Annotated in this window: 10 protein-coding genes; 3 read left to right on the top strand and 7 right to left on the bottom strand. The window is 68.2% G+C overall.

Going from position 1 to position 12,932, the window contains the following annotated elements:
- Positions 1 to 3: 3 nt before the first annotated feature.
- Both KQ303_RS02270 and KQ303_RS02265 read right to left on the bottom strand, forming a co-directional pair.
- Positions 4 to 468, bottom strand: a complete 465-nt coding sequence (locus tag KQ303_RS02270) for a Tic20 family protein (protein ID WP_094511541.1) — start codon at positions 466 to 468, stop codon at positions 4 to 6.
- Between the two features lie 14 nt (positions 469 to 482).
- Positions 483 to 1,460, bottom strand: coding sequence for a shikimate dehydrogenase (locus tag KQ303_RS02265; RefSeq protein WP_259728985.1), 978 nt, complete (start codon positions 1,458 to 1,460; stop codon positions 483 to 485).
- A gap of 244 nt (positions 1,461 to 1,704) precedes the next feature.
- On the opposite strand from KQ303_RS02265, the gene dnaK reads away from it, so the two are divergent.
- On the top strand, positions 1,705 to 3,612 hold the full coding sequence (gene dnaK / locus KQ303_RS02260) for a molecular chaperone DnaK (RefSeq protein WP_094511214.1): 1,908 nt from the start codon (positions 1,705 to 1,707) through the stop codon (positions 3,610 to 3,612).
- 178 nt (positions 3,613 to 3,790) lie between these two features.
- Here the strand turns inward: dnaK and pstS are convergent, their stop codons facing one another.
- From pstS to psbQ, 3 genes are all read right to left on the bottom strand, one after another.
- On the bottom strand, positions 3,791 to 4,816 hold the full coding sequence (gene pstS / locus KQ303_RS02255) for a phosphate ABC transporter substrate-binding protein PstS (RefSeq protein ID WP_259728984.1): 1,026 nt from the start codon (positions 4,814 to 4,816) through the stop codon (positions 3,791 to 3,793).
- A 60-nt stretch (positions 4,817 to 4,876) separates the two neighbouring features.
- The gene (locus KQ303_RS02250; protein ID WP_259728983.1) at positions 4,877 to 5,947 is read right to left on the bottom strand and encodes an FAD-binding oxidoreductase; all 1,071 of its coding nucleotides are present in this window, start codon (positions 5,945 to 5,947) and stop codon (positions 4,877 to 4,879) included.
- 64 nt (positions 5,948 to 6,011) lie between these two features.
- Positions 6,012 to 6,494, bottom strand: coding sequence for a photosystem II protein PsbQ (psbQ, locus tag KQ303_RS02245; protein WP_259728982.1), 483 nt, complete (start codon positions 6,492 to 6,494; stop codon positions 6,012 to 6,014).
- A gap of 133 nt (positions 6,495 to 6,627) precedes the next feature.
- Here psbQ and purU point away from each other — a divergent pair, with 133 nt between their 5' ends.
- Together purU and KQ303_RS02235 are read left to right on the top strand one after the other, a co-directional pair.
- On the top strand, positions 6,628 to 7,482 hold the full coding sequence (gene purU, locus KQ303_RS02240; protein ID WP_094511547.1) for a formyltetrahydrofolate deformylase: 855 nt from the start codon (positions 6,628 to 6,630) through the stop codon (positions 7,480 to 7,482).
- A 2-nt stretch (positions 7,483 to 7,484) separates the two neighbouring features.
- Positions 7,485 to 8,765, top strand: a complete 1,281-nt coding sequence (locus KQ303_RS02235; RefSeq protein ID WP_259728981.1) for an O-antigen ligase — start codon at positions 7,485 to 7,487, stop codon at positions 8,763 to 8,765.
- Between the two features lie 65 nt (positions 8,766 to 8,830).
- On the opposite strand, the gene KQ303_RS02230 is transcribed toward KQ303_RS02235, so the two are convergent.
- Together KQ303_RS02230 and KQ303_RS02225 are read right to left on the bottom strand one after the other, a co-directional pair.
- Positions 8,831 to 11,071: a S8 family serine peptidase gene (locus KQ303_RS02230; protein WP_259728980.1), complete on the bottom strand. Its 2,241-nt coding sequence runs from the start codon at positions 11,069 to 11,071 to the stop codon at positions 8,831 to 8,833.
- Positions 11,072 to 11,212: 141 nt separating this feature from the next.
- Positions 11,213 to 12,772, bottom strand: a complete 1,560-nt coding sequence (locus tag KQ303_RS02225) for a radical SAM protein (RefSeq protein WP_259729082.1) — start codon at positions 12,770 to 12,772, stop codon at positions 11,213 to 11,215.
- Positions 12,773 to 12,932 lie beyond the last annotated feature (160 nt).

The following is a 12,932-nucleotide window of genomic DNA, read 5'->3' as shown; positions in this document are numbered from 1 at the left end:
GGGTCAGTAGAGCTGGATGCGCACCGCCTCGGACACGGTGGGGATGTCGGGTTCCTTGCCGCGGACGCACTGGATCACGGAGAACAGCACCAGCAGCAGCGTGCCGAGGAAGACCGTGTTGCTGAGGGTGCGCACGGCGAAGCTGCCCGCCAGGGGGCTCAGCAGGATCTGGAAGGTGAGCGAGACCAGGATCAGCACGATGTCGATCAGGATCGCCTGCAGCACGTTGAAGCGGATGAAGTAGGGAACCCGCGGGTTGCGCACCACCGCCAGAAACAGCACCAGGAAGATCACGAACCCGCCGAAGGGAACGAGTTGCTGGAGGGTGGCCAGCGGCAGCGCCGGAACGGCCAGCCACTGCAGCAGTGGAAAGAGGCCGAACAGGTCCCTGCCGAAGGGAAGGGCGTCGCTCCAGGGCAGCAGGTAAGCCAGAACGGCCAGAAAACGTTGCCAGATGGGGATGTCCATCAGCCGGGGCCGTGTCAGCCCACGGTAGGTGCCGCCAGCCACGCTGTGGCCGCCTCGCGCATGGCGTCAACGGGCACCGGCAGCGCCTGGCCGGCCGCCTGGAGCCAGAGCTGCAGGGCGGCAGCCCCCTGCTGCACGAGCATCTCCAGGCCGTCCTGGGTGTGGCAGCCCCGGGCGGCGGCGTCCTGCAGCAGCGGGGTGGGGCGAGGTGTGTAGATGAGGTCGTAGACGAGCGTGCCGGGGCGCAGTGCCTCCAGCTCGGCTGCCGTCAGGGGGGAACGGGCGGCGGCCATGGCTGCCGAAGCACTGGCGGGCGCGCCCATGCCCACCGGCGTGCTGTTCACCACCAGATCCGCCTCGTTGAGGCGTTGCGCCAGGCTGGGGCCAGCAGCGGCGGCGTTGCCGTCCCCACCGCCAGCGGGTGCGCTCCAGAGCCAGCTGTCCAGGGCCGGCGCCCAGTCACCGCAGCTCGCCTGGAAGGCCGCCAGGCGCCCGTGGTCGCGGGCGGCCACGGTGATGCGCCCCAGACCCAGCTCGGTGAGACCGGCCACCACGGCGCGGGCACTGCCGCCGCAGCCCAGCAATACGGCGCGCCGCCCGCTCCAGCCGCCGGCCCCGCCGCCCGCCGCCGCCTGTCGCAGGGGTGCCAGAAAGCCGTCCACATCGGTGTTCGTGCCCAGCCAGCCGCCCGCCTCGCGGCGCACCAGGGTGTTGACGGCCCCGACCCGGCGGGCCAGGGGGCTGAGTTCCGCCGCCAGGGCGGCCATGGCCTGCTTGTGGGGCAGGGTGACGTTGAGGCCGCGGCAGTCGACGGCTTCCAGGCCGCGCACCACCGTGGCCAGGTCGGCGGCAGCCACCGGCAGGGCCAGATAGATCCAGTCGAGGCCGAGTGCCCGCAGGGCGGCGTTGTGCATCACCGGCGAGAGCGAATGGCGCACCGGATCGCCGAGCACGCCCAGCAGAGCGGTATGGCCGGTGATGGTGTGGGTCATGGGGGGGCTTGCGGCGGTGCCACCAGCGGCAGCGGAGGCCTCCGGGGCCTCTGCGGCATCATCGGTGGCCTGGCGGCGGCGCCATGGGAAGCACCATCAGCTGCGCCTTCCCCACGGGCCCGGCTGCACCACAGAAGAGCCAGTGGTACGGCTGCAGTTCGGAAACCACCCCTCGCCTCGCCAGGCCCCTGTTGCTGAGGATGCAGCGGTAAGAACACGATCCGATCAGAGGAGGTGGGACACCATGGGCAAGGTTGTTGGGATTGATCTGGGCACGACGAACAGCTGCGTGGCGGTCATGGAGGGCGGCAAGCCCACGGTGATTGCCAACGCCGAAGGCTTCCGCACCACGCCTTCGGTGGTGGCGTACACCAAGAACCAGGACCAGCTGGTGGGGCAGATCGCCAAGCGCCAGGCGGTGATGAACCCTGAAAACACCTTCTATTCGGTCAAGCGCTTCATCGGCCGCCGGGTCGAGGAAGTGAACGAAGAATCGAAGGAAGTGAGCTACGGCGTCGAAAAGGTGGGCGCCAATGTGAAGGTCAAGTGCCCGGTGCTGAACAAGCAGTTCGCCCCGGAGGAAGTGTCGGCCCAGGTGCTGCGCAAGCTGGCGGAAGACGCCGGCAAGTACCTCGGTGAAACCGTCACCCAGGCGGTGATCACCGTGCCCGCCTACTTCAACGACTCCCAGCGCCAGGCCACCAAGGATGCCGGCAAGATCGCCGGCCTCGAAGTGCTGCGCATCATCAACGAGCCCACCGCGGCGGCCCTGGCCTATGGCCTGGATCGCAAGAGCAACGAGCGCATTCTGGTGTTCGACCTCGGCGGCGGCACCTTCGACGTGTCCGTGCTCGAAGTGGGCGATGGCGTGTTCGAGGTGCTCTCCACCAGTGGCGACACCCACCTGGGTGGCGACGACTTCGACAAGGTGATCGTCGACTTCCTGGCGGATTCCTTCAAGGCCAACGAAGGCATCGACCTGCGCCAGGACAAGCAGGCCCTGCAGCGCCTCACCGAAGCGGCCGAGAAGGCCAAGATCGAGCTCTCCAGCGCCACCCAGAGCGAGATCAACCTGCCGTTCATCACGGCCACGCCGGAAGGCCCCAAGCACCTGGATGTCACGCTCACCCGGGCGAAGTTCGAGGAGCTGGCCAGCAAGCTGATTGATCGCTGCCGCGTGCCGGTGGAGCAGGCCCTCAAGGACGCCAAGCTCGCCAGCAGCGAGCTGGATGAGGTGGTGATGGTGGGGGGGTCCACCCGCATCCCCGCGGTGCTGGAACTGGTCAAGCGGGTCACCGGCAAGGACCCCAACCAGACGGTGAACCCCGACGAAGTGGTGGCCGTGGGCGCCGCCATTCAGGGCGGTGTGCTGGCCGGTGAGGTGAAGGACATCCTTCTGCTCGACGTCACCCCGCTGTCGCTGGGTGTGGAAACCCTGGGCGGCGTGATGACCAAGATGATCACCCGCAACACCACCATCCCCACCAAGAAGTCGGAGGTGTATTCCACCGCGGTGGATGGCCAGACGAACGTGGAGATCCACGTGCTGCAGGGTGAGCGTGAGCTCGCGTCCGACAACAAGAGCCTGGGAACCTTCCGTCTCGACGGCATTCCTCCGGCCCCCCGCGGCGTGCCCCAGATCGAAGTCACCTTCGACATCGACGCCAACGGCATCCTCAGCGTGACCGCCAAGGACAAGGGCAGCGGCAAGGAGCAGAGCATCTCCATCACCGGCGCCTCCACCCTCAGCGACAACGAGGTGGAGAAGATGGTGAAGGACGCCGAGCTGAATGCCACGGCCGACAAGGAGAAGCGCGAGCGCATCGACCTGAAGAACCAGGCCGAAACCCTCGTGTATCAGGCCGAGAAGCAGCTCGGCGAACTGGGCGACAAGGTGGCCGCCGACGCCAAGGACAAGGTGGAAGCCAAGCGCGTGCAGCTCAAGGAAGCGGTCGAGAAGGAAGACTTCACCGCCATGAAGAGCCTGCTCGAAGAGCTGCAACAGGAGCTCTACGCCCTGGGCGCCTCTGTGTATCAGCAGGCCGGTGCCGCTGAAGCGGCGGCGGCCAACGGAGCGGCCGGCAATGGTGCCTCTGCCTCCGGTGCTGCCGCCGACGACGTGATCGACGCCGAGTTCACCGAGAGCAAGTGAGCGGCGGGCAGGCCTTCGGGCCTGCCACCGGCCCTCACGTCTCAGCAGAAAAGCCCTCCGCAGGGAGGGCTTTTTTTTGCTCTTCAGGGGCAGGAATCCGGTTATGGCAGGAAGCCGGGCTGGGAAGCCGTTGGCGCAGGCCGGGGCCTGAAGCTGGCTGGGGACGGTGTGCCGGGGATTACTTGCCGATGCTGTCGACGGCGGCCTTGGCCTTGGTGACCACCTCAGCCGGCAGGCTCACGTAGCCCAGCGTGGGGGCCTTGCTCTGGAATTCTTCCGACAAGGTGGTGTTGAAGACTTTCTTGAGCATCTCGGCCTTCTCGCCGTTGCCGGTTTTGTAGAGCAGGATCCAGGTGAAGGTGACGATCGGGTAGCCGGCCGAGGGGTTGGGATCGCTGCCGATCAGGTCGGGCCCGAGATCGATGGCGGCCAGCGCCTTGCTGGCGTTTTCGTTGTCGGGTTTGGCGAAGTCACCGCTCTTGTTCTGAATGGCGGCCGCCTGCAGATCGCCCTTCACAAAAGAGGTTTCCACGTAGCCGATGCTGCCGCGGTTCTGGCCCAGGTTGGCGGCTACGCCCTCGTTGCCCTTGGCGCCGACGCCCACCGGCCAGGCCACCGCTTTGCCAGCTCCGGGGCCGCTCTTCCAGGCTTCGCTGAAGGCGGCCAGGCTGTTGGTGAAGTTGTAGGTGGTGCCAGAGCCGTCCGAGCGATACACCACGTTGATCTGCTGATCAGCGCAGCCCAGTTCCTTGAAGTTCTTGATCTTGCCGAGGAACACATCCGCCACCTGGGCCTGGGTGAGCTTGAGCTCGCAACCGGGCAGGTTGTAGGCCACGGCGATGGCGCCAGCCGTCATCGGCACCTGCACGGCGCCGCGGCTCACCTTGGCGAGGTCCTCAGCGTCCATCGGCGCATCGCTGGCGCCGAAATCCACCGTGCCGGCGATGAACTGGCGCACCCCGGCGCCAGAGCCCACCGACTGGTAGTTCACCTTCAAGCCGGTGGAGGCCAGCTGCTGGAACCAGCTCTGATAGATGGAGGAGGGGAAGGAGGCGCCGGCGCCGTTGAGGGTGCCGGTGAGCTGGCCGCCCCCGCCGCCCCCGCTACCGCCACCGCAGGCCGTGAGCGCCATCGCCGCGCCCAGGCCGAGCGGCAGCGCCAGACGGGCGAGCGGACGGCGGTGCAATCGGGTGGGGGAGGCCATGGGACGACGGGCGAGCGGAATGCTTCTCCCGGAAGCTATCCAAGGGCACGGCTGCCAACGTTAACGACAGGTAAGGCTCCCGTTCCCGGTAGCGATGACGTCAGCAGCCCAGGCGGCGCTGGCTGGTGCCAGCAGCACGCCATTGCGGTAGTGACCGGACAGCAGCAGCAGCCCCGGCTCCAGCTGCTCGAGCAACGGTGCCGGCCGCCCGGCTGGCCGCGCCCGCAGACCCTGCCAGTGGCGCTGCACGCGCGCTTGCGCGAGCCACTCCGGTGCTACGCCTTCCAGCTGGCGCAGGGCGCTCCAGCGGGCTGGATCGGCGCTGAGGCCGGGCTCCAGGGTGGCGCCCAGCCATAGCCGCCGCTGCGGGCGTGGCACCAGGTTGATGCCCCGCCACACCACGCTCGCCGGCCAGGCAGCGGCGAGCTCAGGGCTGATCTCCAACTCGGCGGCCTGGCCCAGCACCGGCTCCAGCGGCCGCTCATGGCCGAGCGGCGCCAGCAGCGCCGGGCTGGCCAGGCCGGCGGCGACCAGCACCCAGGGGGCCTCCAGCTCGCCGCCGCCGCGCAGCGATAGGTGCCAGCGGTCGTTGCGGCGCTCCAGGGCCTCCACCCGATCCGCCCGCAGCTCCAGGCCGCGCGCCAGTCCGTCGTGGCGGAAGGCGGCCATGGCGGCAAGGGGATCGAGCTGACCGTCGCGGGGAGAGAACAGCCCCGCCAGGGCACCGTGCGGCAGGGCGGGGCGAAGGGCTTCCAGCGCCGGCCGCTGCCACAACTCCATGGCCAGGCCCAGGGCCTGGCGGCTCAGGGCGAGGGCTTCGAGGCGCGCCAGCTCCTGAGCGTCGGCGGCCAGCAGCAGCAGGCCCGGCCGGTGGGGCACCGGCTGACCGGCCAGGGCCAGCTCGGCGCGCCACTGCTCCCACAGCCGCAACGATTGCTGCCGCAGCCGCCAGGCCCGGCCGCTGCTGCGGTGGAACACCTCCCCCATCAGCACCCCGAGCGCGGCGCTGCTGCCGCTGCCTTCGGGCTGGGGGCCGTGGGGGGCTGGATCCACCAGCACCACCGCATGGCCGAGGCGTTGGAGCCACCAGGCGGCAGCCAGGCCGATGATGCCGGCGCCGATCACCACCACCCGGGACGCGGGCGTGGGGAGTAGCGGGAGATGGGGCGGAGGAGCCGTCAGAGGGGCTGTTGGCTCAGCCGAGCGGATCGGCGGGGATTACTTCGCCGTAGGCGCCGAAACCGCTGGCCACCTTGATGTAGCCCTTGCGCAGCCGCTCGCCGTCCTGGAGTTTGGCGGCTTCATCGAGTTCGGCCAGGGCGGCCTTCAGCTGGTTGGCGAGCTTGGTGGCGGCTGGACGGTCGGCGGGAAGAAGCCGCTGGTTGATGTAGAGCATCTCGCGACCCACTTCCTGCATCGGACCGTGGATGAGGTTGCGGGTGAACACCCAGTTGCGTTCGTTGATCAGCTCCGCCAGTTCCGGCAGCCGGTCTTTGGCGGCCTGGAAGCCTGCGGCCTGGCGCTGGATCACGGCCATGTCCGCTGGGCTGATCGAGGGAGGCTTGCGGGCCTGATTGCCGTCGCAGGCGGCCAGCCCCAGGCAGAGCACCACGGAAAGGCTGAGCACGGCGAAGCGCTTCAGGGCGGAACGAAGCGCGAAAACCAGCTGAGCGACCATGACGAGGGGAACAGGCGAGCGGACTTTACGTCCGTTCATGCAGCGCTGTGGCTCTGATCAACACCACCCGCCCAGGTTGTGGGACCGGCCCTCCAGGGCGGGCGGCACAATGACCCTGGCAATCCTGGCGGTGATGACCCTTCCAACGGCGATCCTTCAGGTGATCTGCCCCGACCGTCCTGGGCTGGTGAGCACCCTTTCGGGCTGGGTGGCTGCCAACGGCGGCAATATCCGCCATGCCGATCACCACACCGATGCCGGTGCCGGCCTGTTCCTCAGCCGTCTGGAGTGGGAGGTGGAGGGCTTCGGCCTGCCGCGGGAGGCGATCGGCCCGGCCGCGCTTGCTCTTGCCGAGCGGCTGGGGGGGGAAGGCACGCTGCGCTTCTCCGACGGCCACCCGCGCGTGGCGATCTTCGTGGGGCGGCAGGACCATTGCCTGGTGGATCTGCTCTGGCGCACGCGGGCCGGAGAGCTGCCGATGCAGGTGCCGCTGGTGGTGTCCAACCATCCGGATCTTGAGCTGCTCGCCGCCGATTTCGGTGCCCGCTTCGTGCATCTACCGATCAGCGCCGGCAGCCGCGAGCAGGTGGAGCAGGCCCAGCGGCAGCTGCTGAGCGAGCTGGACATCGATCTGGTGGTGCTGGCCAAGTACATGCAGGTGCTGAGCCCAGCCTTCCTGCTGGGGGCGCCGCCGGTGATCAACATCCACCATTCGTTTCTGCCCGCTTTTCAGGGGGCCCAGCCCTACCACCGCGCCTGGGAGCGGGGGGTCAAGTTGATCGGAGCCACCGCCCACTACGTGACCGAGGAGCTTGATGGCGGCCCGATCATTGAGCAGGCCACGATCACCGTCAGTCACCGCGACGACGTGGACGATCTGATCCGTAAAGGCCGCGACACTGAACGGCTGGCGCTGGCCCGGGCGTTACGCCTGCACCTGCGTGGCCAGGTGATGGTCTACCGCGGCCGCACAGCGGTGTTCTCCTGATCATGCGGGAGCTGATCCACCGCCTCGACAGCTGCCGTCCCGAGACGGCGCCACCCATGGGTTGGCGTTGCTTCCAGCTTGGGGTCTTCGTGCTGCCCAGTAGCGCCCTGATCGCTGGCCTGCTGCTGCTGGTCGCGCTTGTGGCCGCCAGCCGCCGCGGACGGTTCCTCCAGGACAAGGTCAACCGGGTGCTGCTGGTAGTGGCTGCCTTGATGGTGATCGGTTGCTTCCGCGCCACCAGCGGCTGGCTTGCCTGGGTGGGGATGGGAAACTGGCTGCCCTTCTTCTGGGCCTTCTGGGGCTTTCAGCCGTATGTGGCCAGCGCCGCTGCCCGCCGCCGCGTGGGGCTCTGGCTGCTGGCCGGCACGGTGCCGGTGATCGTTACGGGCCTGGGCCAGCTGTGGTGGGGCTGGGCCGGGCCGTTCCAGATCCTGGGTGGAGCGATCATCTGGCACATCGGCGAGGGGGGCACGCCTGACGGGCGTTTTTCCGGCCTGTTCGACTACGCCAACATCGCCGGTGCCTGGCTGGCGCTGGCCTGGCCCTTCGCGCTGGCGGCACTGCTGCAGGCAGGCCAGAGCTGGCAGCGACGCGCTGCGGCGCTCGGTCTGGCGGCCCTTCTGGCTACGTCCCTCTATCTCACCGATTCACGCAATGCCTGGGGGGCCCTGGTGCTGGCGGCCCCAATCGTGGCCGGGCCGATCAGCTGGCCATGGCTGCTGCCGCTTTTGCTGCTGCTGCTGCTGCCCGTCATCCTGGCCAGCCTGCCTGGCGTGCCGGCGTTGCTGCAGGCCCCCGCCCGCGCGTTGGTGCCTGAGGCGATCTGGGCCCGCCTGAATGACGTCAAGTTCGCCGGTGAGCGAAATCTGGCCAGCACCCGGCTCAGCCAGTGGGGCGTGGCTCTGATGCTGATCGCCGAGCGGCCTTGGCTGGGCTGGGGCGCGGCGGCCTTCAGCGTGATCTACCCGCTGCGTACGGGCCAGTGGCATGGCCACCCCCACAACGTGGTGATTGACCTGGCGGTCAGCCACGGCCTGCCGGCTGCCGTGGGCGTGGTGGCGATCGTGCTGTGGCTTCTGATCCGTGCGGCGCGGCTTGGGATTGCCAGGGAGCCGGTGTTCGAGCGGGCCTGGTGGGCGGCAACCCTGGTGCTGGTGGTCCTTCACGCCACCGACATTCCGATGTACGACAGCCGCATCAATATTGCCGGGTGGATACTCCTGGCGGGGTTGCGGACAGTCGAAAGGCATCATCCCGACCCTCAGACCTTGACCAAGGGCTGATCACCTCAGGGCATGCCCGATCCGGGCCCGATCAGGTTGAGGCCGATCGTCAGCTGAAGGTCTCGTCAGATGAAGGTCGTCCAGCTGTTGCCGGTTCCAAGGATGTAGGCGCCCGTCCCTGGTACGAGGTTGACCCCTTCCAGTTTCCCGATCAGTTCATCCGCATTGCTGAAGCGGTTATCGCCGTTGCCCAGAAAGATCTCGGTGGATCCTCCCGAGAAGCGGTAGAGGTACTGGGAATCGCTGCGCAGCTGCAGCTTGTCGTCGGCTGCATTGAAGTCCTTGATCAGGGCATAGTCCTCAGTTCCTTGGGAGAGGCGGGAGCCATCGTTGTAGAAGGTGCCGCGGCTGTCGGCCAGGAGAAAGGTGTCCCGGCCGCCGCCGCCGGTGAGGCTGTCAATCTGGTTGCGGCCCAAGGCTGCGGCCGAGGTGCCGCTGGAGGGAACCCCGGCGATCCGATCGTCGCCATTGCCGCCGGTGACGGTGTTGTTGCCAGTGGTGCCCCAGAGGATCTGGTTGGTTGGGGGCGGTGGCGCAGCGTCGTTGTCGGCAATGGTGACGGTGGCCGAGCCCGTGCCGATCGCGTAGGCGGAGCCGGGCGCAAGATTGAGGACCAGGGTTTCAGGGCCCTCCACCAGCGAGTCGTCCACCGGCGTGATGGTGAGCACGACGGACGTCTGGTTGCTGGCAAAGGTGATGGTGCTGCCCAGGCTGGGCGCGTAGTCGGGCGCGGTGGCCGTGCCGCCAAGGCTGAAGCTCACCGTCAGGGACTGGCCGAGGGTCCCGCCACTGCGGGTCAGGGTGAAGGAGCCGGGCGCTTGGCCTGCTTCCGCCGCTGCAGCATCGCTGGCTGCCACCGACACCATCGGCAGGGTTGGGTCCACCACCAGCGCGCCCAGCCGGTCGAGGGCGGCGGGGATGTTGAGCCGGCCGCCTGTCACGGTCTTGTTGGCCAGAGAGGCTGTGGGGGTCGCGGATTCGAGCAAGGCCCGCTTGATCTGGGCGGCGGTGGCGCTGGGAAACGCCGACTTGAGCAGCGCCGCTGCTCCTGCGACGTGGGGCGAGGCCATCGAGGTGCCGCTCTTGTTGCCGTAGCCCCCCCCGGGCACGGTGGAGAAGACGGAGGAACCAGCCGCCCCGAGATCCACCGACACCGACCCGAAGTTCGAGTATCTCGCCAGGTCGCCTGTGCTGGTGATCGCAGCCACGGCGATCACGTTGCTGCTGGAGTAATTGGAGGGGTAGCTGGGATTCAGGTCGTTGTCGTCGCCGATGCCGTCGAGGCCGCCGTTACCGGCTGCCGCGATGAACAGCAGATCCTGTTGGGTGGCCCGATCGATCGCGTTTTCGAGGGCCCGGGAATAGCCACCACCGCCCCATGAGTTATTGGTGCCCACGAACTGGCCTGTTTCCCCCCGCTGGCCCGCTTGGATCTTGGCGGTGGTGAAATAGTCGAGCGCCAACACGGCATCGCTGAGGCTGCCGCTGCCTGAGCGGGCGAGGAACTTCAAGGGAACCATCTGCACCTGCCAGTTCACGCCTGCCACGCCCAGGCCATTGCCGCCCATGGCCCCGACGGTTCCAGCCACATGGGTGCCGTGGCTGTTGTCGTCGTAGGGGTCGTTGTCGTTGTTGGCGAAGTCCCAACCGATCAGGTCATCCCTGTAACCATTGCTGTCGTTGTCAACCCCGTTTTCCCAGCCTGAGCGGCTGTCAAGCATGTCCCCGGCATCGATGTAGCCGTTGCCATTCCAATCGGTGAGCCCGGCGGCGGGATTGGAACGGTTGGTGGCGTTGTTGAGGTCGCGGAAACTGATCAGTTGGTCGCCATCGGTGTCGACCAGCGTGCTGAAAAAGCTCAGGCCCTGGAGCTCGCCCTGGTTCAGCCAGATGTTGAGGTAGAGGTCGGGGTGGGTGTAATCGATGCCGGAGTCGACGATTCCCACAACCGTGGTGGTGGTCCCGGTGATGTCCCGCCCCCAGGCACCGACGGCGCCAGAGCCGAAGCCAGTGCTCTGCATGCCCCAGAGCGTGCTGAGGGAGGGATCGTTGCTGACCTGCTGGATGCCAACGCGCCCATCCTGTTCAGCGAACATGACTTCGGGCCGCTGGCCGTAGCCCCGCAGCAGTCGCTCCCTGGCCTGGGCATCCGCGGGTGCCCGCACGACATCCAGCACCCCCTCCCCGGCCTGTTGCATGGGCAGGGTATGGATGGAGCGCAGGACTGTTCCCCCCAGCTCCCGGTGGATGGAACTGCGTCTGGCGGCGTCGATGTTGAGGCGCCACTGGACGAGCAGTTGTTGCACAGGGCCGTCGGGACCTTCGGCCTGTCCGCTCGGGGCCGTCGTGCCTGCCTCAAGATCCCAGGCTGCCCGTGGGATGGATGGGCTCAGATTGCTTTGGCCAGAGGGCGTTTGAGAGTGGCCCATCGCTCGGGAAAAGGGGGATCAGCCCTTGGCTGGTTCAAGAGCTTCATCATGGTGCCGCTGCAGGAGGCTCTTTGGGAGCGGTCCCTCCAAATGTTCCCAAGGCAACAACTTTTCATGGGGCCAGCGCTGGTGGATCACCTCCTGCCAGGGCGGCGGTGACGGCAGCGCAGCGGGTGCGGCGGCCAGCGCGTCGCGATAGGCGGCCTTCCAGCCGCCCAGCTGCCCGTGACGGCCGCGCACGGCGGCGATCACCGGCGCCAGGCGCCGGTCGCTGCGGGAGAGCAACGCCTGGATCACGCTCCAGCCGTAGCTCTCGGGCCGCAGCTCGATGCCCTTGGGTTGAAGGCGGCGGGCCAGCCGCTTGAGCCGCTTCTCCGCTTCCGGCCGCACCCCTTCCCACTGGAAGGGGGTGTGGGCCTTGGGCACAAAGGTGCTGACGCCGAGGCTGAGCCGCAGGCCCGGCGTGGCGGCTTTGATCGCCAGCAGCAGATCGGCGGTGGCTTCGATGTCGGCGTCGTCTTCAGTGGGCAGGCCGGCCATGCCATAGAGCTTCAGGCCGCTGAGCCCGCCTTCCTTGGCGTAGCGGGCGGCGGCGAAGATCTCCTCGGTGGCGAGTTTCTTGTTCACCACCCGGCGCATGCGCTCGCTGCCGCTTTCGATCGCGATCGTGAGCGACTTGCTGCCCCGCTTGGCCAGGATCCGCCCCAGCTGGGGGGTCACGGTGGCGGCCCGCACCGAGCTGACGCTCAGGCGCGTGCCCTCGAAGCGATCGCCATCAAGCCAGGTGAGCAGATCGGCGAACTGCGGGTGCTGGGTGACGGAGGCCCCCAGCAGGCCCAGTCGCTGGGTGGCGGCCAGACCCTTCTCCACGGCGGGGATGAGGCCGTCGTCGAGGGAGGGGGTGCGAAAGGGCAGGGTGAGGTAGCTGGCCAGGCAGAAGCGGCACAGCTCCGGGCAGCTGCGCACCACTTCCACCATGTGGATCGCGGGCCAGGCCGCCTCCGGGGTGATCACGGTGGAGTGGCTGAGGGTGTTGCCGCGCCAGGTCTGTTTGGCGATGGTGGCCGGCAGGCCCGGTTCGATCGGCTCCACCGCCAGCAGCTCCCCCGCTGCGCCGTAGCGAGGGGCGTACAGCGATGGCACGTAGATGCCGGGAATCTGCGCCAGCGCCCGCAACCGCTCGGCCCGCGGCGCCTGGCGCCGGGCCTGGACGGCATCGATGAAGGCGGGCAGCAGCAGCTCGCCATCGCCCAGCAGCACCACATCAAAGAACGGCGCAAGCGGTTCGGGGTTGGCGGTGAGCACCGGGCCGCCGCCGAACACGATCGGATCGCGCTCGCCCCGCTCCTGGCTCCAGAGCGGAATGCCCAGCTGCTCCAGCAGATCGAGCAGCACGGGGCCATCGAGCTCCCAGCTGAGCGAGAGGCCGAACAGATCGAGCTGGCGGTGAGGCGGATCGCCCTGGTCGGTGAACAGGCGCCGCACATCCACGTCGCTGCGGCTGGCCAGGCTGGCCCACACCACCTGGTAGCCCAGGCTGGTGATGCCCACCGAATAGGTACTCGGAAAGGCCAGCACCGCCTTCAGCGCCCCCACCTCCGGCACGGCGGGCTCAAACAGCAGGGTTTCCTGATTCAGGGGTGGAGGCGCCGGCCGGGAGTGGTCAGTCTGGAGCTTGAGCGGCCGGGTGGGCTGCCATGGCCCATGGGGGAGGAAATGGACGGCCGCGGGAATCCTT

The sequence above is a fragment of the Synechococcus sp. CS-1333 genome (genome assembly GCF_025128015.1).
Classification (GTDB): Bacteria; Cyanobacteriota; Cyanobacteriia; order PCC-6307; family Cyanobiaceae; genus MW101C3.
The sequence above is the reverse complement of the archived record's forward strand: the minus strand, read 5'-3'. Positions and strand labels throughout refer to the sequence as shown.

Bases quoted from the DNA above. Each gene is read 5' to 3' on its own strand.
- KQ303_RS02235 (WP_259728981.1), top strand. From the start codon at position 7,485: ATGCGGGAGCTGATCCACCGCCTCGACAGCTGCCGTCCCGAGACGGCG.
- dnaK (WP_094511214.1), top strand. From the start codon at position 1,705: ATGGGCAAGGTTGTTGGGATTGATCTGGGCACGACGAACAGCTGCGTG.
- pstS (WP_259728984.1), bottom strand. From the start codon at position 4,816: ATGGCCTCCCCCACCCGATTGCACCGCCGTCCGCTCGCCCGTCTGGCG.
- KQ303_RS02270 (WP_094511541.1), bottom strand. From the start codon at position 468: ATGGACATCCCCATCTGGCAACGTTTTCTGGCCGTTCTGGCTTACCTG.
- purU (WP_094511547.1), top strand. From the start codon at position 6,628: ATGACCCTTCCAACGGCGATCCTTCAGGTGATCTGCCCCGACCGTCCT.
- psbQ (WP_259728982.1), bottom strand. From the start codon at position 6,494: ATGGTCGCTCAGCTGGTTTTCGCGCTTCGTTCCGCCCTGAAGCGCTTC.
- KQ303_RS02265 (WP_259728985.1), bottom strand. From the start codon at position 1,460: ATGACCCACACCATCACCGGCCATACCGCTCTGCTGGGCGTGCTCGGC.